This window comes from Corallococcus sp. CA047B, from assembly GCF_003612065.1.
Lineage (GTDB): Bacteria > Myxococcota > Myxococcia > Myxococcales > Myxococcaceae > Corallococcus > Corallococcus praedator.
On the sequence record NZ_RAWD01000012.1, the window covers coordinates 24,415 to 47,414 of the forward strand.

The following is a 23,000-nucleotide window of genomic DNA, read 5'->3' on the forward strand; positions in this document are numbered from 1 at the left end:
CGCGGGAGGCCTCGTATCGAGGGGAAATTACGGCGCGTAGCGTCCCGGATACACGGTGAGCACCACGCCCAGGCCGGGGCCGGCGTCCACGTTGCGCGCGACGTAGGCGTCCTGACCTTCAACGGACACCTGGAAGGACTCCACACCGGCAGCGGAGTGCACATAGAGGAACAGTCCGTGGGACGCGGTGCCCGCCTGGCTCACCGAGGTGAGGTCCTCGGACGGGTAGTAGAGCCGGTCCGCCAGCTCCGCGCGATCAAGCGCCACGCGCACACCGCTCACGGGCTGACCGTTCAGGTCCACCACGCGTCCGAGCACGAAGCCCGCGGTGGCCAATGTGGCCGCCGGGTCGCCGGTGTGACCCACGAGCCGGGGCGCTCCCACGGCGGTGCCCAGCTGGTCGACGAAGGCGATGGGCAGGGCCCACGCGTGCGCGTCGATGATGTCCGTTCGTGGACGGGTGCCGGTGAAGGCGGTGTCGTAGATGAGCGTGGTGCTGCGCACGAGGCCGTCGTGCGCCAGCCCCACCCCCAGCCCCTGGTGGATGTCGCGCACGGGCACGTCGGTGATGCGGAACGCGCCGTCCTCGGACACCTCACCGGTGGCGAAGGTGGCGGCCGCGTCGTTGACGGCCACGCGCAGGGGCTCCTCGACGGTGAGCGCCATCCCGGCCAGCGAAGGCGCTCCTGCGCGCACGGCCTCCGGGAACACGGCGGCCTGACCGCTGACGAGGATGCGAAGGTTTTCCAGGTCCACGGCCTCGGCGTCCTCGGTCCGCACGCCGGGGTCCGGTGTGAAGCCGCCGTCGCCACAGGCCAGTGCCACCAGCCCGAGCACGGCACCACCCGCCGCCCGAATAAAGTGTCTCATCGCGCCGCAACATCTTCACGGTCCGTCGCGATCGCAATCCGTCGCCGGGCTCCGTCCGTCCCCTGCAGGACGCCCCGGTGTGCGCGAGGGCAGGAGGCCTGGGACGGCGAGGCTTCCGGATGTTGAAAACACGTCGGCACCGGGAGCCTGCCTTCCGCCAGTGACGGAAGGCCGCGCCCGGTGCCGGGGTCCTGCGTGGGATGCCAGGGAGCGGGCGGAGCGCCTACCCGCGCGCCCCGCCTTTGTTGTGGGTGCTGAAGCTACCTGCCCGTGTTCCAGCCGCCGCCGCTGCTGCCACTGCTCCGGCCGTTGCTGCCACTGCTCCGGCCGCTGCTGCCGCTGCTGCCGCTGCTACCACTGCTGCTTCGGCCACTGCCGCTGGGGCTGCCCCAGCCACCACCGCTGCTGCCGCTGTTGCCGCTGCTGCTCCGGCCACTGCCGCTGCTGCCGCTCCCGCTGTTGCCGCTGCTGCTCCCGCTGTTGCCAGGGCTGCTCCAGCCGCCACCGTTGCCACCGCTGTTGCCGTTGCTGCGGGGGCTGTCGTTGTCCTTGTCGTCGTCGCGGCTCTTGTTGCCGGGGCTGCCCCAGCCACCGCTGTTGCCCTTGTTGTCGTCGTCGTTGTCACGCCGGCTGTTCGCGGCGGGGGCGGCGTTGCTGCGGCCCCAGCCGTTGTTGGAGGAACCACTGGGCGGACGGGCGCCGGTGCCATTTCCACCCGGAGGGCCGCGGCGGCCCACGTTGCTGTTGCCGTTGCCGTTGTACGGAGCCGCCTGACGCGACGGGCCGGTGTTGTAGCGGATGTTCCCGGCGGAGGCCGCGTGGGTCCGGTCCCAGCGGTAGCCCCGGCTGCCGCGGTCATACGAGTACCCATGGCCCCAGGAGCCGTGCGGGTAGAAGTCGTGCGAGTGGCGCCCGTGGAAGCTGCAGTAACCGCCGCTGGGGATGGGGTGGTAGTCCCAGTACCAGACCAGCGTCGGGCCCCGGTAGTAGTAGACGTCGTCGGTGTAGACGTAGGACGCCTGGGGCGGCTCGTAGTCGTGGACGTGGCTGTAGTCCTCCGGGCACCACCCGCTGCCGTAGTCGTCGGGGATGGGGTGCGCTCCGGCGAAGCGGTACTGCACCACGGGGGCGACGTAGGCCGCGCGGGTGGGGCGGTGATAGTGGCCGTCCACGACACAGCCGGTCCCCATCAGCAGGGCGAAGGGGACGACCAGGGCGAGCAAGCGGTTCATGGAGAATCTCCTGGCGCGGAAGTGGACCCCCAAAGCGTCCCGCTCCGCAACCTCTGTGCCCTCATGACGGCCGGTGGCGCTTTTAATTCATCCCGGCGGCCTGCCTGCCAGGGCGGAGGGGAAGGGCGCCCGCTGATATGACGCACGGGGCGCCCCAGGGCCTGGGGCCGGGGACCGCGCCACAGGGAGACACACGGATGTCGGACATGGATTTCGGACGGGAGGCGGGGGCGTCCTGCGCGCTGCACCCCGAACAGGTCGCCACGGGCACCTGCGCGCGGTGCGGCAACTTCATGTGCGACACGTGCAGCCAGGGCGGAACCTCCCCGCGCTGCCCCACGTGCCGGGCGCGCTTCGGCGCGGAGTTCCCGCTGAACCGGGACAACTGGAGCATTGGTGGGCTGTGGGAGGTGTGCTGGCCCATCTTCCAGCGCGAGTGGGGCATGTTGTCGCTGGCGGTGTTGATCAGCTTCGGCGTGTCCTTCGGCTCGCAGCTGCTGGTGACCCTGGGCCAGGGCATCGGCAGCGCGCTGGACAGCACCGTGCTGGCCGTCGTGTTGAGCCTGGTGGGCTTCCTGGCGCAGCTGGTGGTGCAGGGGCTGGTGCAGCTGGGCCTCCTGCGCGTGTGCTTCGACGTGCTGCAGGGAGGGCGCGCGGACGTGGCGCGCCTCTTCAGCCAGATGCACAAGGTGGGGCCGTACCTGCTGACGATGCTCGTCGTCTTCGCCATCATCGTGGTGCCGCTGCTCATCCTGGGCGCCCTGGGGTTCCTGGTGGCCATGGGCGCGGGCTTCGGGGGGGACATGCCGTGGAACATGGACGCGGACACGTCGCCCGCCGCGCGCTGGGACGCCGTGGCGCCCGTGCTGGCGGTGATGGGCGGTGTCTCCGCGGTGCTGCTCATCCCCTTCATCTACGTGACGCTCCCGCTGTACTTCGTCCAGCCGGAGCTCGCGTACGAGGACGTGCCGCCGGGCCCGCTGCAGCTCTTGCGTCGCTGCTGGGAGTACGCCCGGGGCCAGCGCCTGGCCATGGTGGGCGTGGGCTTCCTCGTGGGCGCCATCGCCCTGGCGGGCTTCTTCGCCTGCTGCGTGGGCCTGATCCCCGCCATGGCGCTGGCCCAGCTGCTCATCTCGGGCATGTATCTGGCGCTGCGCCCCCGTTCGGATGAGGTCGCGGGCCCGCTGCACGGCTGACGTCCTTTCGTCTCCACCGCGCGCCTTCGCAAAAGGAAGTGAAGGCGCGCCGTGGGGGGAGGATCAGTGCACCAGCCGCTCGGCGGAGCCGGAGCGCGGCAGGGTCACCTTGCCCAGGCACGCGAGGATGTGCTCGCGGTACTCGGTGAGCTCGCGCAGGCCGCACAGCATCCACCGGCCGCCGATGACCAGCGTGGGGACGCCCCTCACGCCGCGGCTGTTGGCCAGCCGGTGCTCGTCGTGGATGAGCCGGCGCGTCTCTTCCGACCGGAAGGCCGCGGAGAACTGGTTCATGGACAGGCCCACGCGCGATGCCAGCTCGAACACCACGTCCGAGCGCGACACGTTGACGCCCTGTTCCAGTGCCGCGCGTTGCATGGACCGCGCGAGGAAGGCCCGCGCCTGCGGACCCTGCAATCGCGCGGCTTCGAGCGCCGCCAGGGCCGGCACGCTGGAGCGGGGAGGGTCACCCCCCAGCCACAGGTCCGTGGAGAGCAGCGCGGCGGTGGGTTCGGCTTCGCGCTGGGCGCGCTTCACCTCTTCCACCAATCCGCGCACTTCGCGCTCCGTGGGCAGCACGTCGTGCAGCCGCAGCGGGTAGGGTCGCACGCTCCAGCGGACGGCTTCGCCAAACTCCTGGCGAAGCACGTCCAACCGCAGGTCGGCGAGGTAGCACCAGGAGCACAACACATCCTGGTAGACGGTGATCTGCAGCGGCTTGTGCAGCGTTTTCATCGGGGGTTGCCAGATTAGAGGCGCATCCCTGTCGCTGCCAACACCCCCCGACAATCCGCGCCGGTTGGCATTCCCGTATTCCTGTGGAGCATGCAAGGCACCGTGCGCACCGTGAGGCCTCGCACGCACGCCGTGAAGCAGGCGGGCAGGCGCCCATTTACTGCTCGCGTGCCTGCTGTCACACCATTAGCAGGCCCCCCCGCTAGAGCGCACGCCCCGCGCGCGCGACGAGCGCACTGCCCCGGGTCCCCGCGTACACCAACGCGTGTTCGACGATGGTCCCGGCGATGTCCTGACCGGTGGCGCCCTCCAGGCCCTCGAAGCCGGGGCTGGAGTTGATCTCCATCAGGCGCGGCCCATGCCGGCCCTCCAGCATGTCCACGCCCGCGACCTCCAGCCCGATGATGCGCGCGGCCTTCACCGCGGCCTCCATGTAGTCCGGGGGCAGCACGATGGCGCGGCCCTCGCCGCCCCGGTGGATGTTGGAGCGGAACTCGCCCTTCTTCGCCTTGCGGCGCATGGCGCCCACCACCGTGTCGCCCACCACCAGCGCGCGCACGTCGCGGCCTTCGCTCTCCGCGACGAACTCCTGCAGCACGATTTCCTGGCCCAGGTCCCAGAAGGTGTCGAGGATGGTCTGCACCTCCGGCAGCGTGTGGGCGATCATCACGCCCACGCCCTGGGTGCCCTTGATCAGCTTGATGATGACGGGCAGGCCACCCACCTCCTGCACCAGCTTGCGCACGTTGCCGCGGTCATGCGCCATCACCGTCCTGGGCATGTCCAGGCCCGCGCGGGCCAGGAACTGGAGCGCGCGCAGCTTGTCGCGGCTGCGCGCGATGGAGGTGGGGGGGTTGAGCACCGGCACGTCCATCATCTCGAAGTGGTTCACCACCGCCAGGCCGTAGGCGGTGATGGACGCGCCAATGCGGGGAATCACCACGTCCACGCCCTTCACCTCCGCACCGCGGTACGTCATGCGCGGGCGGCCCTGGGCCAGCATCAGGCAGCAGCGCAGCGTGTCGAAGACGAGCGCCCGGTGCCCGCGCGCCTTGATGGCCTCCACCAGCCGGCGCGTCGAGTACAGCGAGCGCTTGCGGGACAGGATGGCCACGGTCTTCTTGGCGCGTGGGCGGCGTGGGCGCGGTGCGTCGCCACGCTCGGGTGCCTGCGCTCCAGGCGGGACGGGCGCCTTCTTCGGCTTCACTTTTCGGGGGGGCATGCGGGGCGCGGGACACTAGCACGCACGGGCCGTCAGGCATGGTGCGTGGGCTCCCTTTGCTATCCTCGCGTTCACTGATGACCGCCTCCAACCCGCATCCCGACGACATCCACACGAATCCAGGCGACGTGGGACTCGAACTGGCGTCCCAGTCCTCCCTGCTCGGGGAGACGCAGGTGGTGGATCCGCGCGCCAGCGTGAAGCTGCACAAGTGCCGGCTGCTGGTGACGGCGGGGCCGGACACCGGGCGCTCCATGGCCAGCGACAAGGAGCGGCTTCGCTGCGGCGCCCACCCGGGCAACGACCTGGTGCTGGTGGAGGACCGCACGGCGAGCCGCCACCACTTCGAGGTCCAGTACACCGAGCGCGGCTACCTGCTGGTGGACCTGAACTCCACCAACGGCACCTTCCTGGACGGCCGGCGCATTGAGCGGGCCTACCTGTCCCCGGGTTCGCAGATCCGCGCCGGCTCCTCCGTCATCACCTTCGCGCCGCTGGAGGAGGAGGTGGCGGTGGAGCCCGACCGCGAGGGCGAGCTGTGCGGCATGGTGGGCCAGAGCGTGAAGATGCGGCAGGTGTTCGGGCTCATCAAGCGCATCGCGCCCATGGACGTGTCCGTCATCATCCAGGGGGAGACGGGCACCGGGAAGGAGCTGGTCTCCAGCGCCATCCACGAACTGTCCGGCCGCAAGAAGGGCCCCATGGTGGTGCTGGACTGCGGCGCCATCCCGCCCAACCTCATCGAGAGCGAGCTGTTCGGCCATGAGAAGGGCGCCTTCACCGGCGCGACGTCCGGCCGCCCCGGCGCCTTCGAGCGCGCGCAGGGCGGCACCATCTTCCTGGACGAGCTGGGCGAGCTGCGCCTGGACCTGCAACCCAAGCTCTTGCGCGTGCTGGAGAACCGCGAGGTGCGCCGGGTGGGCGGCAACGACGTCATCGAGGTGGATGTCCGCGTCATCGCGGCGACGCACCGCGACCTCGTGAAGGAGATCGCCGCGGGCAACTTCCGCGAGGACCTCTACTTCCGCCTGTCCGTCATCAACATCCAGTTGCCGCCCCTGCGCCAGCGCCGCGACGACATCCCGCTCATCCTGAAGCAGGCCCTGGCGGAGCCGGAGGTGGTGGACAAGCACGGCCGCAAGCGCTTCTCCGCGGAGGCCCTGGGCCTGCTGATGGCCTACGCGTGGCCCGGCAACGTGCGCGAACTGATGAACGTCCTGTCCCACGTGCTGACGTTCTCCGAGGGCGAGGAGATTCTCCCCTCCCATCTGCCCCCGCGCGTCCGGGGCCAGGCCCGCGAGGGGCCGCTGCCCTTCAACGAGCACCTGGCCTTCAAGGACGCCAAGGAGCAGCTGCTGGAGAACTTCGAGCGGGAGTACGTCACCAGCGTCCTCACCCGCTGCGAGGGCAACCTGTCCCGCGCGGCCCGGGAGAGCGGCCTGCACCGCAAGTCCATCGAGCGGCTGGTGAAGAAGTACCAACTGGACGCCAAGGGCCTGAAACCGCGCTGAAGTAGAGTTCCCGCCCTGCGTCGGACATCATCATGACCATGAAGACCCGAACCGCTGTGCGTGGCTGGATGGGAGCACTGACCCTGGGCGTCGCCTTGCTGGCCCCTCCGGCTTTCGCCGGCGCGCCCAACCAGTGTCAGACGAACTGCAACCAGTCGGTGGGGGGGCAGATGCAGTCGTGCACCCTCGCCTGTCCGAAGCCGGGCCATGCGTCCGCGAAGGCGACGTCGGACAACCAGGCCTGCATGCAGCGCTGCGCGGTGAAGATGAAGACCGCGATGGCCAAGTGCAACAAGAAGTGCCCCAAGGGCGGCCCCAAGGCCAAGCCGGCGCACACCGGGCACGACGGCGACGAGGATCACCACGACGAGTGACGCAGGGCAGGGGGCGGGGCGCCGCGAGCGTCCGGCCCCGGGCCGTCCGGATTGAAGCCCTGGCGGGAGGATGTTACGGCCGCTGAGCCATGAGCGACGCCCCCTCCCGCAAGGACCTCGACGCCACCGTCCACCTGCCGCGCACGGAGTTCCCCATGAAGGGGAACCTGTCGCAGCTCGAACCGCGCCTGCTCACGTGGTGGGCGGAGCGCGGGGTGTGGAAGCAACTGCTGGAGAAGAACGCGGGCCGTGAGCCCTTCGTGCTGGCGGACGGGCCCCCGTACGCCAACGGCCACCTGCACGCCGGGCACGCGCTCAACAAGGTGTTGAAGGACATCGTGGTGAAGTACCGGAACCTCTCCGGACGCCCGTGTGACTTCATCCCCGGTTGGGATACGCATGGCCTCCCCATCGAACAGGCGGTGGAGAAGCGGCTGAAGGAACAGAAGCTGGACAAGCGCACGCTGTCGCGCGACGCGCTCCTGGAGCGCTGCCGCGAGTACGCGCTGGAGTTCGTGGACATCCAGAAGGCGGAGTTCCAGCGGCTGGGCGTCTTCGGCTCGTGGGACGCGCCCTACAAGACGCTCGACTTCACCTACGAGGCGCAGGAGGTGCGGGAGCTGGCCACGTTCGCGCGCCGGGGCATGTTGTACCGCCGCAAGAAGCCGGTGGCGTGGTGCCTCCAGGACCAGACGGCGCTCGCGGAGGCGGAGGTGGAGTACGCGGAGCACACCTCTCCGTCCGTGTACGTGGCCTTCGACGCGGGGGCTTCGCTCGGTGAGCGGCTGCCGCAGCTGCGCGGCCAGCGCGTGTCCTTCGTCATCTGGACCACCACGCCCTGGACGCTGCCGGCGAACCTGGCCATCGCGGTGAACCCCACGTTCGAATACGTCTTCTACCGGCTGGAGGACCGCGTCCTGTGCGTGGCCAAGGACCTGCTGGCGAAGGTGCTGGCGGAGGTGAAGGCGGACGAGCTGGCGGTGAAGCACGTGCAGCTTCCCACCGGGGAGGTGTCGTCCCCGGCGCTGGTGGACCCCTCGCGCATCCTCGCGTACGCGACGGGCGAGGACCTGGAGCACGTGACGTACCAGCACCCGTTCCTGGAGCGGCAGGGGCGCGTGCTGCTGGGCGGCCACGTCACCCTGGATGCGGGCACGGGGCTGGTGCACACGGCGCCGGGCCACGGGCAGGAGGACTACGAGGTGGGGCTCGCGTACGGGCTGGACATCTACAACCCGGTGCGCTCGGACGGCCGCTACGACGACACGGTGGGCGAGGCGCTCGCGGGCCGGCGCGTCTTCGAGGCCAACCCTGTCGTGCTGGACCTCTTGGTGCAGCGGGGCGCGCTGCTCAATGACAAGTCAGACACGGTCACGCACAGCTATCCGCACTGCTGGCGCTGCCACCAGCCCGTCATCCAGAGCGCGACCTACCAGTGGTTCATCCCGATGGACGCGGCCTTCCACGGCACGCAGACGTTCCGTCAGGCGGTGCTGGAGCAGGTGGACAAGGTGCGCTGGGTGCCGTCGTGGGGCCAGTCGCGCATCCGGGGCATGTTGGAGGGCCGGCCGGACTGGTGCATCAGCCGGCAGCGCAGCTGGGGCGTGCCCATCCCCATCGCGTACTGCGACGGGTGTGACGACGCGGTGGTGTCTCCGGAGGTGATGGAGCGCGTGGCGGCGGCGGTGGAGAAGGAAGGCGCGGGCGTGTGGTACCGCACGCCGGTGAAGGCCTTCCTCGGGGAGGACTTCCGCTGCCCCCGCTGCGGCACGGGAGACTTCCACCGCGAGACGGACATCCTGGACGTGTGGTTCGACTCCGCGTGCATGGCCTCCGCGGTGCTGGAGAAGCGGCAGCGCGTGCCGGCGGACCTGTTCCTGGAGGGGAGCGACCAGCACCGGGGCTGGTTTCATTCCTCGCTGCTGGTGTCGGTGGGCGCGCGCGACGTGGCGCCCTACAAGGCGTGTCTCACGCACGGCTTCGTGGTGGATGGCCACGGCGAGAAGATGTCCAAGAGCCGGGGCAACACGGTGGCGCCGGACAAGGTCATCCAGCAATACGGCGCGGAGGTGCTGCGGCTGTGGGTGGCGGCCAGCGACTACCGCAACGACGTGCGCCTGTCGGATGCCATCCTCAAGGGGCTGTCGGAGGGCTACCGGAAGATCCGCAACACGCTGCGCTACGCGCTGGGCAACCTGCACGACTTCAACCCGGCGAAGGACGCGGTGCCGGCGGAGGCGCTGTCGCCGCTGGACCAGTGGGCGCGCGGGCGGCTGTCGCAGGTGGTGACCCGGGTGCGGCAGGCCTATGAGGACTACGAGTTCCACCTCGTCTACGCGACGGTGGTGGACTTCTGCGCCAACGACTTGTCCGCCGTGTACTTCGACATCCTGAAGGACCGGCTCTACACGGCGAAGGCGGACGGGCCCGCGCGCCGGGGGGCGCAGACGGTGCTGCATGAGGTCGTCACCGTGCTGCTGCCGCTGCTCGCGCCGGTGATGAGCTTCACGGCGGAGGAGGCGTGGCAGCACCTGCCGGGTGAGCACACGGAGAGCGTGTTCCTGGCGGGCTTCCCGGAGCCGAAGGGCGCGATGGCGCCTGGCCTGGCGGAGCGCTACGCGAAGCTCTTCGCGGTGCGCAGCGCGGTGCAGGGCGTGCTGGAGGTGGCGCGGCGGGACAAGCGCATTGGCGCGTCATTGGAGGCGCGCGTGGTGCTGTCGGCCACGGGCCCGGTGGCGGAGCTGCTCCAGGCGCACCTGTCGGAGTTGCCCGGGCTGTTCATCGTGAGCCAGGTGGAATGGGCACAGACGGCCTCCGACGCGGCGACGGCGCTGGATGTGTCCCAGGCGTTCGGTGACGGCGCGTCCCTGTCCGTGGAGGTGCTGCCGGCCCAGGGGACGAAGTGCCCGCGCTGCTGGGTGTATTCGGAGGCGGTGGGGCAGGGCGACGAGGTGTGCCTCAAGTGTCGGGAAGCGTTGTCCTGAAGACAGACGTCTCACCCTGAGGGGATGCATGCCCGTACTTTGGGTGTGTTAGGTCATGGGGCCACATGCCCCCATTCCTTGGTGACCGTGAAGACAAGGTCCGCGGCAAGAAGGTCTACGGACGCGACTTCAACACGCGGGACCTGGGCTGGGAGGGGGAGTGCCGTCACGCCTACCTGCTTCGCGTCACCTCCGCGGACCGCAAGTATCTGGGACTGGATGACGCGCGGCTGGCGGAGGTCTTCGCGATGCTGGAGATCCAGCCGCCGGAAGTCTTCCAGGCCGCGGACCTCCACGCGCGCGGTTTCACGGCGCCGTACAGGCAGAAGCCCCCCGGTGGGGGTGGGGCTCGGACGGTCGTGCACCCGGCCCAGGGGTTGGCGCTGGGGGACAAGAGCGTGGCGCCCGACTTCTTCGGGATGTACTGGCTGACCCCGCCCGGCGGCTACGCGGACCACATCGGTCAGCCCGTGGCCATCCTCCTGTTCCGCAAGAGCCACGACCTGCGGAAGTTCGCCACCTGGAACCGGGACCCCAGCCGACATGAAGGCAGCCCGCTGCTGCGCTTCGATGCCAGCTCGCGGGTGGAGTGGCAGCAGGACATCCAGCGGCTCGTCAATCCGCTGCTGGGCGCCAGGGTCTCCAAGGAAGAGGCCATCTACGGCGCCACCCACTTCATCCGCAGCCAGGTGAAGGACTTCGAATTCTCCTCCCAGGGGCACAAGGACCACGACCCCAACGCGCTGGGGCCGGACGTGGACCCCGCGAAGCGGGCCATCAACCTCCAGGCGAACAAGGCACGCGAGGCCATCCGCCGGTCCGTCTCCGAGGAGGGGATGACCGTGTTGCGCCGCACCTTCTTCAGCCAGAGCATCGATCCGATGTTCATGGAGCTGGAGACGGGCCTCGCCTTTCTCACCCGGGATGGTGAAGGCAAGCGGGTCCTGCGCATCGCGGCGGGGACGCAGTCTCCGCGCAAGGACCGGGAAGGCGTGGAGACGCTCACCGCCCTGTGGCCCGAGGATGAGGCCCCCAGGGTCGAGCTGACGACCTATGCGATTGGCGGGGGCTTCGGGGGACGGGACCTCGCCACCTTCCCGATGTACCTGGCCCTGGCGGCCTTCTTCTGCGACGGGCCCGTGCGCCTGGCTTTTGACCGGTACGAGCAGTTCCTCAGCGGCATCAAGCGACACGCCGCCGTGGTCCAGAACGTGCTGGCCTACGGTCTCAAGGACCCCGAGAAGCCGGAGGACGGGTACGTCCTCCACTCGCTCGACTCGACCATCTCCATGGACGGCGGCGGCGTGCTGAACCTCACCAAGCCCGTCGTGCAGCTGTGTGCCCTCCACGCCGCCGGGCCGTACCGCTTCACGCACAACGCCATCAGCGGTTACGGCATCAGCACGGACGGCGCTCCCTCCGGCTCCATGCGCGGCTTCGGAATTCCGCAGGCGGCCTTCGCCATCGAGTCCATGATCGACGAGGTCGCGACCACGGTTGGCGTGGATCCCATCGCGTTCCGGCGCGAGAAGCTGCTCAAGCAGAACGACGTCGACATCACGGGCTTCGAGCTGCGGCACCATCTGGACACCGAGCATCTCTGCGCACTGGCCGCGAAGGAGCCGCTCTGGACCGGGCGGGAGGCGAAGCGGGCCGAGTACGCCGCCCGGGGCAACGGGCTGGTGAAGTACGGCGTCGGGTTCGCCTGCGCGATGCAAGCGATTGGCACCAGCGAGGACGCGGTCTTCGCCGAGGTCAGCATCGGTCCGACGGGCGAGGTGACGGTGCGCTCCACCGCCATCGAGATGGGGCAGGGCAGTGAGACTTCGCTCGCCATCGCCACCCGACCGCTGCTGGGCCGGGATGCGTCCCGGGTCGTCATGGGCGTGCTGGGCCGCTTCGACTCCGAACACATCCGGCTGACCAAGGGCGCCTACGCCCCGGGCCAGCCGCGGAACACGCCGAAGCTGGACAACACGATGAGTGCTTCGGTGACGGCGTTCTTCCACATCCACGCGGTCGAGGAGGCCGCGCGGGTCGTCTTCGATCACGGCCTGAAGCCGTGCGCGGCGGCCATCTGGGGCGACGTCCCGGAGGACGCCCACTGGGAGGATGGGAAGCTGGTGGCGTCGGGCCGTTGTCCCATTCCCATGGAGGACCTCGCGGCCAGGGCCCACGCCCGGGCGAAGGAGGACGGCCTGTGCACCGGCGCCATCGTGCACACCTACTACCGCAACGCGTACGCCTGTTCGGAGTACACCGTGGGGGGCACGACGCGGCTGCGCTACATCGACGGGCTCGCCGTCCTCCACGGAGGCGATGCCGATGACGTGAAGGGCTACCGGCACGTCGCCCGGGTGGACGTCCCCTTCGACGGCGTGGCGAACGACGCGAAGCACCACGTCCGCAGCGTCTACGCGTCGGCCGGTCATCTCATCGCGGTGACGGTGAACACCCGCTCCGGGGTGATTGATGTCGTGGACGCCGTCACCCTGCTGGACGCGGGCGAGGTCCACCACCAGAAGATCCTCGAAGGCCAGGTGGACGGTGGCTTCGCGATGGGACTGGGGATGACCCTGTTCGAGAACATCCCTCCGGCGCCCGTCGGCGTGGACGGCCTGCTCAACCTGCACCGCTATCCGGTCCCCCGGGCGACGCACATGCCACCTTCGGGCGTGCAGCTGCGGCTGCTGACGCTTCCGCAAGGACAGCAGATCCTGAAGTCCGGCCCTCCCATCCGGAAGAAGGGCATCGCGGAGGCCGTGATGACCACGGTGATGCCGGCCATCGCGAACGCGGTCGCCCATGCCACGGGAGTACGCCTGAGCGTCCTGCCCTTCACCCCCGCGCGCGTGCTGGAGGCGCTGAAGCCATGACCGAGTCCCTCAATCGCACCGAGCGCGAATACACCCTCCACGTCAACGGCACCCCGAGGACCGTCGTCGCGTCGGGAGAGGACCTGCTCGTCGACGTGCTGCATGAACAGCTCAACCTCACCGGCACGAAGCTCAGCTGCGGCATCGGCTCGTGCGGGGCCTGCAAGGTCGTGGCGCAGAAGGCGCCCGGCAGTCCCAAGATGGCCATGCTGGCGTGCTACGCGCGCATGGACTCCATCGAAGGGCTGCACTTCACGACGGTGGAGGGACTCCCGGGTCCGGGCGAGCAGCTCCACCCGCTGCAGCGCGAGTTCCTGGAGTGCTATTCCTTCCAGTGCGGGTTCTCCACCCCGGGCTTCCTGATGGCGGCCGACGTGCTGATGGATCAGCTGGCCCGCAGGCCCATCCCCGTGGCCCAGCTGGACAATCGCATCCGTCAGGCCATCTCCGGGAACGTCTGTCGTTGCACGGGGTATGTGAAGTACGCGGAGGCCATCAAGAAGACCATCCTCGCGGACCCGCGGCTCACCTGTGAGACGCCGGGGCCAGCGGAGCCGCAGCGCTCGGTCGTCACCTTCCGGGTGCGCAAGCAGTCCTCGAACGACCTGGAGGAGAAGGCGCTCGTGGGCTTCCTGGACGAGGTGGAGGCGACCATCCGGTTCGAGGAGTGGCTCCGCCTGGACACCTGCACCGCGCAGGTGAGCGCGAAGACCCGCTCCGTGCGCACGGGTGAGCCGGTCCGCGACTTCAACCTGGGGAAGTTCTTCTTCAAGACCCTCGAGTCCGTGGACTTCACGCTGGACTCGGTGGACACGCTGGACGGCCGCTACCAACTGGATGCGGTGCCTTTCGGCACGGCCATCCCGGTGAACATCCGGGGGCGCGTCTGTGCGGCCGGCATCAAGCTGCCGGTGACGGCGGATGCGGTGGTGACGGTGCTGGAGGGCACCAGCCTGCGCATCACCTCGCGCGCTCCGGTGACGCTGGACATGCGGGACCTGGGCCTCTCCGTCGATTCCTTCGCCAAGGAGTTCTTCCTCCGGCTGGCGCGCACGGTGGAATTCACCTTCGATCTGGTGCTGGAGAAGAACGAACCCCGGGGCCCGGAAGTGTGGGCCACGGTCCCCCGGAGCCGCTGATTCAGGTGCCGACGGCCTCCAGCCTTCGCAGCGTGTCCACCAGGGCCTGCATGCGGTCGTGGTGGGTGCCGGGCCAGAAGACGCGCTGACAGCCGGGACACTGGCGGAAGTGGGAGTGGCGTCCGGCCACGCCTTCGGGGACGCGGCCCTGCACCTCGTCCGGCGTGGCGGTGGACAGCGGCGCGTTGCAGGCCATGCAGCGGCTGAAGGGCCGCATGCGCGACGTCAATTCGTAGCGGCGCACCACCTCCACCAACTGGTGCGCGGGATCCGTGGCGCGCGGGAAGTAGCCGTGCACCACCTCCGAACGCTTGAGCACGCCCAGGTCGCGCGTGAGCAGCACGCGCGACTCCTGGCGTGACAAGCGCGCCAGATGATCATCCGCGAAGTCGTTGCGCCACAGGGTGTCGAAGCCGAGCATCCGCAGGAAGCCCGACAGCCGCCCCAGGCCCACGTCCAGCACGAAGCGAGGCATCTCCGGGAGCGGCGGTCCCACGCGCGCCTCCGGGGGAACACCGGGCGCCTGGAGTGCGGGGTAGACGACGAGGCTCGTGTCCGGTTGCGCCCGGTGCTCGAAGCCCACCGCTTCGCCGTCCACCAACACCACGTCCACCTCCGGGTGCGGCGGCCCCAATGACTCGATGAGGTCCTTCACCGAAGGGCTACCCTGCAGGGCATGCGTGAACGCCACGCCCCGGCGCTCCGGCGCGAGGAAGTCGTTCAGTGCGCCGTGGAAACGCACCGTGAGCTGCCGTGCTGACATCGTGGACTCCTCACGTCCCGCTGCGTTGTATCGCTGCGTCGTTGCCTGTTGTGGCGATGCCTTTCCTTGAATTCAAGCCTTCCGCAGATACATGCGGATGGGGGCTCTCGGATTCTGCGAAAGGAGCAGCAAAAACCTCACGGGCGGTCATGGGACAGCCACCCTGCAAACTTCTATAATCACGCGCCAGTCGGCGCGCCGAAGCCGACGGGTCAGCCCCTCGTCCCCCTCGGAAGCAAGGATTCAGGTTCCCGTATGTCGATGAAGCTCCCCCCGTTTCTCCGCGCCCTCGTGGCGGTGGGGACCCTGGCGACCGCCTGCGGTCCGGGTGATGAGCCGACGAGGCCTCCGGACTCCGGGACCTCGGTGGATGCAGGAACCCAGAACGACGCGGGGACCGGGACGGATGCCGGCAGCAGCACGGTCGATGCGGGCGGCGGCGGAGAGGACGGCGGTCGCTCGATCGACGCGGGCCCCGACGCCGATGCGGGCTCCGAGAGCGACGCTGGCACCACGGTGGATGCGGGCACCACGGTCGATGCGGGCACCACGGTGGATGCGGGCACCACGGTCGACGCTGGCACCACGGTGGATGCAGGCACCACGGTGGATGCAGGCACCACGGTCGACGCGGGCACCACGGTCGACGCGGGCTCCGGGGACGCTGGCACCACGGTCGACGCGGGCACCACGGTCGACGCGGGCTCCGGGGACGCTGGCACCACGGACGCTGGCACCACGGACGCGGGCTCAGGCGACGCGGGCACCACGGACGGTGGTTCGGACTCCGATGCTGGCTACACGAAGATCCGCATCATGGCGGCCAACATCACCAGCGGTAACGGCCAGGACTACGACCAGGGTCACGGCATCCGGCTGATGCAGGGCGTGAAGCCCGACGTCGTGCTCATCCAGGAGTTCAACTACAAGGCGAACTCCACGGCGGACATCCGCGAGATGGTCGACACGACCTTCGGCCCGAGCTTCTCGTACTACCGCGAGACCGGCGCGCAGATCCCCAACGGCATCATCAGCCGCTTCCCCATCATCGAGTCCGGCGAGTGGAAGGACACGCAGGTGTCCAACCGTGACTTCGCCTGGGCGCGCATCGACATCCCGGGGCCGCACGATCTCTGGGCCGTCAGCGTGCACCTGCTCACCAGCGGCTCTGGCGTCCGCAACACGGAGGCCACCAACCTGGTGAAGTTCATCAAGGACAATGTCCGTGAGTCCGACTACCTGACCATCGGCGGCGACTTCAACACCGACAGCCGCTCCGAGTCCTGCCTCACCACCTTCAAGCAGGTGGTGACGACCGTGGGGCCGCACCCGGTGGACAAGAACAACAAGGACGGCACCAACGCGAGCCGCAGCAAGCCCTACGACCACGTGCTCGTGGACAACGACCTGTACCAGTACCGCGTGCCCACCGTGATTGGCGCCAGCAGCTTCGCCAACGGGCTCGTGCTCGACAGCCGCGTCTACACGCCGCTGTCGGAGATCTACCCGGCGCTGTCCAGTGACAGCGGCGCCTCCAACATGCAGCACATGGGCGTGGTGAAGGACTTCCTCACGCCCAACTTCTAGCCGGCGGACGCGACACGGCCGGGCACCGGAAGTCCTTCGGTGTCCGGCCGGGGTCCTCGCCTTCAGAAGCGCTTCAGAAGCTCCACTTGTGCTTGTTCTTCGCCAGGAAGCGCGCCACCGGCGGGATGCGAGCAATGAGCGGCGTGAGCACGAACACCGCCGCCAGCCGCAACGGCTTCACCGCCTGCGACGCGATGTAGGCCGCCCCCCAGGCGCCCGCCTGCGCCCCGGTGCTCTCCGGCCGGAAGCCCGCGCGGATGGCCGCCCAGAAGCCCACGATGACCAGGCCGAAGATGACGTAGTTCACCGCGATGGCCAGCGGGCCGTAATCCACCATCAGCGCCTTGAAGCGCGCCATCAGCGACGGCTTCGTCGCCGGGGCCGTGGTGGTTCCGGGTGGGGCAATGTCGGGAGTGGAAGGTTTCACGTCGGGCTCAACAGGCGCCATGGGCGCACCATGCCCGAAACCGGCGACATCCGGGAGTGTTCGGGCAGGCGGCCCGGCGGGCGCCTTGAGGGCCCCGGGTTGTCAGGGCTCCCGGGGGCGCGATAGAGGTCGGACACCGCATGAAAGCCTCCCTCCGCCTCCTCCTCGTCGTGGTCCTCGCCGTGCTCGCGGCGGATCAGGTGACCAAGTACCTGGCCGTGTCCCGGCTGACGGAAGCCCTGGATGGCCGCGAGGGCATGGCGCGCGTGTCCGGCTTCCTGAGCGAGCAGAACCTGGACAACGACCCTCCGAAGGAGGGCGAGTTCCGGCGCAACACCCGGCCGTACCGCTTCATCGAGGACTACTGGCACTTCCGCTACGTGGAGAACCCGGGCGCGGCGTGGGGCATGTTCGCCAACCTGCCGGACACCGCGCGCAAGGCGTTCTTCCACGTGGTGAGCCTGGCGGCGCTGGCGTTCATCCTGGTGCTGTACCGCCGCACGGAGGCGTCCCAGAAGTCGGTGCGGCTGGCGCTGGCGCTCATCACCGGCGGCGCGCTGGGCAACTTCGTGGACCGGCTCATCCGGGGCTACGTCATCGACTTCATCGACTGGCACTGGCGCAACCAGCCGGGCATGCGCTGGCCCACGTTCAACGTGGCGGACGCGGCCATCGTGGTGGGCGTGGCGCTGATGCTGCTGGACTCCGTGTGGGTGCGCCGGCCGGAGCCCGTCTCCACCCCGCCGCTCACCCCCCAGAGCCCTCAGCCGTGACGGGCCGGGGTGGGCTGGTATAAGCCGTCCCCGTGCCGCGCAAATACGTCATCCTCCTCGCCCTCACGCTGGGCGTCATCGTGCTGGACCAGTGGACGAAGTACCTGGTCGTGCGGGACCTCACCACCCGCTTCGACGGGGCCACCACGCTGGGCCAGCGCCTGGGCGCGATGTATTCGCCCGCGGAGGCGGCCGGCCGCTACGGCCTGCACTTCCAGCCGCGCAGGCACGTGGAGGTGGTGGATGACTTCTTCCGCCTGCGCTACGCGGAGAACCCGGGCGCCGCGTGGGGCATGTTCCGCGACCTGCCCCCCAACGTCCGCGGCCCGCTCTTCCACCTGGTGAGCCTGGGCGCGGTGCTGCTCATCTTCTTCTACTTCCGGAAGCTCACCGGCACGGACCCCGCGGAGAAGTGGGCGCTGTGGGGCCTGCCGCTGGTGCTGGGCGGCGCGCTGGGCAACTACATCGACCGTTTGGCCCGGGCCTTCGTCATCGATTTCCTGGAAGCGCATTGGTACGACAAGGCCGCCTGGCCGTCGTTCAACGTCGCGGACGCGGCCATCTGCATCGGCGTGGGCATGCTCGTGGTGGACGCCTTCGTCCGCAAGGAGAAGCCCTCCTCCGAGCCCGCCAAGGCCTGACGCCTGCTGTGGTGCGTGGCCGGTGCGCGGGAATGTCCCGCCCGGCCGCTCTGGTTGTCCCCGCCGTTTCCGGGCGCGGTTCGCCTTCTCGCCGCCTGGCCAAGGTCCCCATGATCCCCGTCCTCCTGCGCCTGTCCTTCACCAGCCTCTGGATGCAGCTCCTGCTGTACGCCGTCGCGGTGGGGGTGGTGTCCTCCATCGCCTACAATGGCTGGCAGGGCGCGGTGGGGCCGGTGGACGCGAAGACGGACAAGGCCGCGCCCGCGTCGCTCCAGGACAAGCTCTTGCGCGCGGGGGGCTTCGCCGCCATCGGGCTGGCGCTGGCGTACTTCGGCTTGATGTACGCGCTGCCCGCGGACGCCTTCCCGGGCGGCAAGGGCGAGGGCATCCCGCTGCACACCTACGGCGTGCTCCTGGCCGCCGGGTTCAGTTGCGCGGTGGCGGTGGCGGGGCGGCTGGCGCAGGACGAGTGGCGCCGGGTCACCGCGGTGCCGGGCCGGGGCTTCGTGGATACGGAGGGCCCCAAGAAGCGCGAGCAGGTGATGGACCTGGCGTTCTGGGTGCTCGTCGGCGGGCTGGTGGGCAGCCGCGTGCTGTTCGTGATGGTGAACTGGCAGGACTACGCGAAGGACTGGACGCAGGCGTTCTCGCTGGGCGGCGGGCTGGTGTTCTACGGCGGCCTCATCGGCGCGGGGCTGGCGGCGTACCTGTTCGCCCGGAAGTACGACCTGGACTTCCTGCGGCTGGCGGATGTGTGCATCCCCACCGTGTCGCTGGGCCAGTGCCTGGGGCGCCTGGGGTGCTTCTCCGCCGGCTGCTGCTGGGGGGACATGGCGGGCAGCCACTCCCACACCGGGGTGACCTTCCCTGGCGCCGGGTTGGCCCAGGACCTGTTCGGCCGGCTGGGGCACGCGTCCAGCCTGGCCTACGGCTCCCAGGCGGGGGATGACCGCTTCGTCGTGGAGGCCACCGGGCAGGTGCTCCACCAGGCGGCGCCGGGCGCGGTGCGCATCTCCGACTGGGTGGTCCAGCACGGCACCACGCTGCCGGTGTACCCCACGCAGCTCTTCGAGTCGGTGGGACAGCTGGGGCTCTTCGTGGCGCTCTTGTACGCGCGCCGCTTCCGCCGCTTCCACGGGCACATCTTCGCCCTCTGGCTGATGGCCTACGCCGTCCTGCGCACCACGGTGGAGCTGTTCCGGGGCGACGTGGAGCGCGGCACCCTGCACGGCCTGCTGGAGTCGCTGGGGGCCCAAGGGCTGGCGGCGGCCGTGCCCCTGGAGGCCTGGTACAACGTGTCCACCAGCCAGTTCATCTCCCTGTGCATGTTCACCTTTGGTGCCATCCTGCTGGCGCGCCACCGACCGGCGGGTGAGGCCGCTGGCCTGGGACCGACACCGTCGGCGGCCTGAGGTTGCGAGCAGGCCCCGGGTTGAGGACACTCCCGATACATGCCGCCGCCCGATAACGCCCGGTCCGCCAACAAAGGTGGGGCCCGGTCCGCGCAGGACGCCAGCTCCTCCAGCGAAGCCGCCCTTCAGGAGTGTGAGGCGCTGGAGGCGGAGCTCGCGGAGCTGCGCCACACCTACGAGCAGTACTTCCTGGGCATGGAGCGGCAGGCGCCCATCCGCGCGCACGAGGACCTGAAGAAGCGGATGATCCGCCTCAAGGGCGCCTTCGTGCGCAGCACGTCGGTGAAGTTCCGCGTGCAGACCATCCACAACAAGTTCCTCACCTATGAGCGACTGTGGGTGCGCACGATCCAGGAGATCGAAGCCGGCACCTACCACCGCGACCTGGCCAAGGCCCGCCGTCGCTCCGAGGCCCAGAAGAAGCCCGCCGCCGCCGGTGAGCGCCGCAAGGACGTGGTGGAGCTGCCGGAGGAGATCTCCGACATGGAGATCGAGGAGATTGAAGAGCTGACGGGCCGCCGTCCCATCAACGAGCCCAAGGTCCCCGGCCGTCCCATCAACGAGCCCGTGGTGCCCGCGGTGGCGGCATCAGGAACGCCGTTCCGGGGGACGCCCGCGGTGGCTCCCATCACCGCCCCGGTGGCGCCCGCCGGTGGCACGCCGTTCCGGGGGACCCCCGCCGTTCCAGCGGTGGCCGGCGCCACGAAGCTGCCTTCCCTGACGCCCGCGGTGCCCGCGGTGGCCGGGGGCACGCCCGTCGCCGGACGTCCTGCCGTGCCTCCGGGCATGGCCGCGAAGTCCGCGCCCCCGGCGGCGGGTGCTACCGCGCGTCCCGTGGCTGCTGCCGCCGCCGCACCCCGGCCTGCTGCTGCCGGCCCGGGTGGCGGGATGTCCGACGACAAGCTGCGCGCGGTGTACGACGCGTATGTCACCGCGAAGCGCCGCTGCCAGGAGGACACGTCCAAGCTGTCCTACGAGTCGGTGGCGGCCACGCTGCGCAAGCAGGTGCCGGAGCTGCTCAAGCAGCACAATGCGAAGGCCGTGGAGTTCAAGGTCGTCATCAAGGACGGCAAGGCCTCGCTCAAGGCCGTGCCCAAGTAGGGGTCGCGCGCGATGAACCAGGACCTGGAATCCCTCAAGGCGCGGGTGGCGCGCCTGTCGGTGATGATCTTCGACATCGACGGCACGCTCACCGACGGCCGCATCTTCTGGGTGCCCAACTCCGGGTGGACGCAGATGTACAGTGTGCGCGACGGCATGGGCATCAAGCGCCTCCAGGAAGTGGGCATCGAGGTGGCCGCCATCTCCGGCGGCGACAGCCTGTCCGCGCAGATGCGCATGCAGTCGCTGGGCTTGCGCCACGTGCACTTCGGCAGCAACGACAAGGTGGCGCACTTCGAGAAGCTATTGGGCATCCTCAACGTGTCCGCCGAGCACTGCGGCTATATGGGGGATGAGGTCGTGGACCTGCCGCTGCTCAACGCGGTGGGCTTCTCCGCCACCGTGCCCGAGGCCCCGGACGAGGTGCGCTCCAAGGTGCACTACGTGGCCCAGCGCGCCGCGGGCTTCGGCGCCGCGCGCGAGGTGTGTGAGTTCATCCTGAAGCACCGGGCGCGCATCGCCCCGGTGCCTTGAAGAAGGAAGCACCGCATGAAGAGGGGGATGTTGTTGGCGGGATTCGTGGTGCTCGCGGGCTGCGCGAGCACGCGGCCCGTGAAGGCACGCGCGGTCGTGGAGTGCATCATCACGAAGCTGGGACGGGCGGAGAACTGCCAGGCCCGCAAGTGGGATGCGGCCCTCTCTCCCGAGCAGGTCCGCGAGCTCATTGGCCACATCCAGTCCCGCGAGTACAAGCCCGTCACGTACAACGGCAAGCCGCTGGACGTGCCCTACACCTTCCACTTCGAGTTCCGGGATCCGATGCCTCCCGCCGACGGTGGACGCCTGTTCCCCGCCGACGCTGGCACTCCGTCGCCGGAGTCGTGACGGTTACTTCCAGGAGCGCGGCACCGCGCCGTCCTTCCCGGTGACGGGGTCGCTGGAAGGCACGGGCACCTGCGCGATGCGCTTCACCGACGCGTCGTGTGTCTTCGCATCCGGCCGCTGCAGGTCCCACTGGCCGTGCCCCCGCGGATACGCACCCACGACGAGGAAGTCGCCGCTCGACTCCACGCGCTTGTGGCCGGTGCCCGCGGGCAGCACCACCACGTCCCCCGCCTGCACGCTGACGACCTGTCCCGCTTCACCGCCGAGCATCAGCTTCGCGGTGCCCTTCGCCACGCCCAGCACTTCGTGCGCGGTGGAGTGGTAGTGGTGGAAGTCGTAGACGCTGGAGCGCCACTGCGGCGGCCAGCCGTTGGCGGCGAAGCGCTGCTCGAACGCCGCGGCCACGTCGCCTTCCTTCGCGAACACCGCGCGGTACACCAGCACCGGGAAGCGGCTGTTGGGCACCTGCCCGTCGTCCTTGAACAAGAGCCGCGTGGGCTCCGGGGCTTCCGCGTGCGCGCCGGCCGAGGCGAGCGACAGCGCAGCACCCGCGACCGCACCCACGGACATCCACCGTGAAGCGCCCGGCGTGTGGGAGTCCTTCGGCTTGCGGAAGTCCTTCATCACGCACCTCCCTCGCGGCGTCGGACCGCGAACATGACAGTGCCAACCTGTGAAGGGTCCGGGGGCTGCGCAACGCTGGAACGGGGGCCCTTCTGACTCATCGTCAAACCGGAGGGATGGGTAAATGGCCCAAACGTTCGTTCCTGAAAAAGCCTGCTCCCCCATCGTGAGTCCAGGTTGTCGCTCCCGGAGGCCGTTCCTACCTTGCGCTGCCTGACGGTCGGTGGACGACCCGAACCACCTGGGAGGCGACGTGGGGATGCGGCGGATGTGGCTCGGACTGACAGCGGTCGTGGGGCTCGCCGTGGTGTCCACCGGATGCGGGGGGCCGACGCCGGAAGACGCCGAAGCGCGGCTCGCGGTGCTGGAGGCCGAAGGCAAGCAGATGGACCAGGCCCTGGACGCGGTCGAGGACCGGCTCATGGGCAGCCAGGGCCGGCTCGCGATGTGGAGCGAGCTGGGGCGGCGTCACCAGGAGGTCAGCGTCGTCCAGTGCAAGGTGGCGGACGCGCACCTCGCCGCCATCATGAAGCACTACGACAAGCAGGACCAGAAGGCGCGCACCGTCAAGCAGCGCAACTCGATGGCGTCCGTGGACACCTCCGTGCTCACCTCCGGCAAGGCGTCCTCGCAGCGCAGCAACTGAAG

The 23,000-nt window shown here is 69.5% G+C and carries 21 protein-coding genes; 14 read left to right on the forward strand and 7 right to left on the reverse strand.

The features are described 5' to 3' along the window. Nucleotides 1-27: 27 nt before the first annotated feature. Complete coding sequence (locus D7X74_RS03980; RefSeq protein ID WP_120531571.1) at nt 28-870, reverse strand: carboxypeptidase regulatory-like domain-containing protein; 843 nt, start codon at nt 868-870, stop codon at nt 28-30. Nucleotides 871-1,130: 260 nt separating this feature from the next. Then, nucleotides 1,131-2,102, reverse strand: a complete 972-nt coding sequence (locus tag D7X74_RS42905) for a hypothetical protein (protein ID WP_158622174.1) — start codon at nt 2,100-2,102, stop codon at nt 1,131-1,133. A 197-nt stretch (nt 2,103-2,299) separates the two neighbouring features. On the opposite strand from D7X74_RS42905, the gene D7X74_RS03990 reads away from it, so the two are divergent. Then, nucleotides 2,300-3,298, forward strand: a complete 999-nt coding sequence (locus D7X74_RS03990) for a hypothetical protein (RefSeq protein ID WP_120531572.1) — start codon at nt 2,300-2,302, stop codon at nt 3,296-3,298. A gap of 63 nt (nt 3,299-3,361) precedes the next feature. Here D7X74_RS03990 and D7X74_RS03995 read toward each other — a convergent pair whose 3' ends face one another. Together D7X74_RS03995 and D7X74_RS04000 are read right to left on the reverse strand one after the other, a co-directional pair. Beyond that, on the reverse strand, nt 3,362-4,033 hold the full coding sequence (locus D7X74_RS03995) for a DsbA family protein (RefSeq protein ID WP_120531573.1): 672 nt from the start codon (nt 4,031-4,033) through the stop codon (nt 3,362-3,364). Between the two features lie 202 nt (nt 4,034-4,235). Continuing rightward, complete coding sequence (locus D7X74_RS04000; RefSeq protein ID WP_120531574.1) at nt 4,236-5,255, reverse strand: RimK family alpha-L-glutamate ligase; 1,020 nt, start codon at nt 5,253-5,255, stop codon at nt 4,236-4,238. Nucleotides 5,256-5,332: 77 nt separating this feature from the next. Between D7X74_RS04000 and D7X74_RS04005 the strand changes: the two genes are divergently transcribed. The 5 genes from D7X74_RS04005 (at nt 5,333) to D7X74_RS04025 (ending at nt 14,139) form a co-directional block, all read left to right on the forward strand. Further along, nucleotides 5,333-6,766: a sigma 54-interacting transcriptional regulator gene (locus D7X74_RS04005; RefSeq protein WP_199732682.1), complete on the forward strand. Its 1,434-nt coding sequence runs from the start codon at nt 5,333-5,335 to the stop codon at nt 6,764-6,766. Nucleotides 6,767-6,804: 38 nt separating this feature from the next. Further along, nucleotides 6,805-7,140: a hypothetical protein gene (locus D7X74_RS04010; protein ID WP_158622175.1), complete on the forward strand. Its 336-nt coding sequence runs from the start codon at nt 6,805-6,807 to the stop codon at nt 7,138-7,140. A gap of 89 nt (nt 7,141-7,229) precedes the next feature. Further along, entirely contained in the window at nt 7,230-10,124 is a 2,895-nt protein-coding gene (ileS, locus tag D7X74_RS04015; protein ID WP_120531576.1) for an isoleucine--tRNA ligase, read from the forward strand. A gap of 65 nt (nt 10,125-10,189) precedes the next feature. Further along, nucleotides 10,190-13,000 carry a xanthine dehydrogenase family protein molybdopterin-binding subunit gene (locus tag D7X74_RS04020; RefSeq protein ID WP_120531577.1) on the forward strand — a complete coding sequence of 937 codons (2,811 nt, stop codon included), beginning with the start codon at nt 10,190-10,192 and terminating at the stop codon, nt 12,998-13,000. After that, entirely contained in the window at nt 12,997-14,139 is a 1,143-nt protein-coding gene (locus tag D7X74_RS04025) for a (2Fe-2S)-binding protein (RefSeq protein ID WP_120531578.1), read from the forward strand. The genes D7X74_RS04020 and D7X74_RS04025 overlap by 4 nt, the downstream gene beginning before the upstream one ends. A 1-nt stretch (nt 14,140) precedes the next feature. Here D7X74_RS04025 and D7X74_RS04030 read toward each other — a convergent pair whose 3' ends face one another. Then, complete coding sequence (locus D7X74_RS04030) at nt 14,141-14,902, reverse strand: Mut7-C RNAse domain-containing protein (RefSeq protein WP_120531579.1); 762 nt, start codon at nt 14,900-14,902, stop codon at nt 14,141-14,143. Between the two features lie 255 nt (nt 14,903-15,157). Here D7X74_RS04030 and D7X74_RS04035 point away from each other — a divergent pair, with 255 nt between their 5' ends. Next, nucleotides 15,158-16,489: an endonuclease/exonuclease/phosphatase family protein gene (locus tag D7X74_RS04035; protein ID WP_120531580.1), complete on the forward strand. Its 1,332-nt coding sequence runs from the start codon at nt 15,158-15,160 to the stop codon at nt 16,487-16,489. 73 nt (nt 16,490-16,562) lie between these two features. On the opposite strand, the gene D7X74_RS04040 is transcribed toward D7X74_RS04035, so the two are convergent. Continuing rightward, a complete protein-coding gene (locus D7X74_RS04040; protein WP_120531581.1) occupies nt 16,563-16,916 on the reverse strand; it encodes a hypothetical protein in 354 nt (117 codons plus the stop codon). Nucleotides 16,917-17,056: 140 nt separating this feature from the next. On the opposite strand from D7X74_RS04040, the gene lspA (D7X74_RS04045) reads away from it, so the two are divergent. The 6 genes from lspA (D7X74_RS04045) (at nt 17,057) to D7X74_RS04070 (ending at nt 21,728) form a co-directional block, all read left to right on the forward strand. Beyond that, on the forward strand, nt 17,057-17,689 hold the full coding sequence (lspA, locus tag D7X74_RS04045; RefSeq protein WP_120531582.1) for a signal peptidase II: 633 nt from the start codon (nt 17,057-17,059) through the stop codon (nt 17,687-17,689). A 32-nt stretch (nt 17,690-17,721) separates the two neighbouring features. Beyond that, nucleotides 17,722-18,330, forward strand: coding sequence for a signal peptidase II (lspA, locus tag D7X74_RS04050; RefSeq protein ID WP_120531583.1), 609 nt, complete (start codon nt 17,722-17,724; stop codon nt 18,328-18,330). Between the two features lie 110 nt (nt 18,331-18,440). Continuing rightward, nucleotides 18,441-19,742, forward strand: a complete 1,302-nt coding sequence (locus D7X74_RS04055; protein ID WP_120531584.1) for a prolipoprotein diacylglyceryl transferase — start codon at nt 18,441-18,443, stop codon at nt 19,740-19,742. Between the two features lie 39 nt (nt 19,743-19,781). Beyond that, nucleotides 19,782-20,843 (forward strand): MXAN_5187 C-terminal domain-containing protein, encoded by a 1,062-nt coding sequence (locus D7X74_RS04060; RefSeq protein ID WP_120531585.1) that lies wholly within the window; start codon nt 19,782-19,784, stop codon nt 20,841-20,843. A gap of 12 nt (nt 20,844-20,855) precedes the next feature. Then, nucleotides 20,856-21,377: an HAD family hydrolase gene (locus D7X74_RS04065; protein ID WP_120531586.1), complete on the forward strand. Its 522-nt coding sequence runs from the start codon at nt 20,856-20,858 to the stop codon at nt 21,375-21,377. A 15-nt stretch (nt 21,378-21,392) separates the two neighbouring features. Continuing rightward, the gene (locus D7X74_RS04070; protein WP_147446463.1) at nt 21,393-21,728 is read left to right on the forward strand and encodes a hypothetical protein; all 336 of its coding nucleotides are present in this window, start codon (nt 21,393-21,395) and stop codon (nt 21,726-21,728) included. Between the two features lie 3 nt (nt 21,729-21,731). Here the strand turns inward: D7X74_RS04070 and D7X74_RS04075 are convergent, their stop codons facing one another. After that, entirely contained in the window at nt 21,732-22,352 is a 621-nt protein-coding gene (locus D7X74_RS04075; protein WP_233601955.1) for a cupin domain-containing protein, read from the reverse strand. 223 nt (nt 22,353-22,575) lie between these two features. On the opposite strand from D7X74_RS04075, the gene D7X74_RS04080 reads away from it, so the two are divergent. Beyond that, a complete protein-coding gene (locus tag D7X74_RS04080; RefSeq protein ID WP_370450706.1) occupies nt 22,576-22,998 on the forward strand; it encodes a hypothetical protein in 423 nt (140 codons plus the stop codon). The last annotated feature ends 2 nt before the right edge of the window (nt 22,999-23,000 follow it).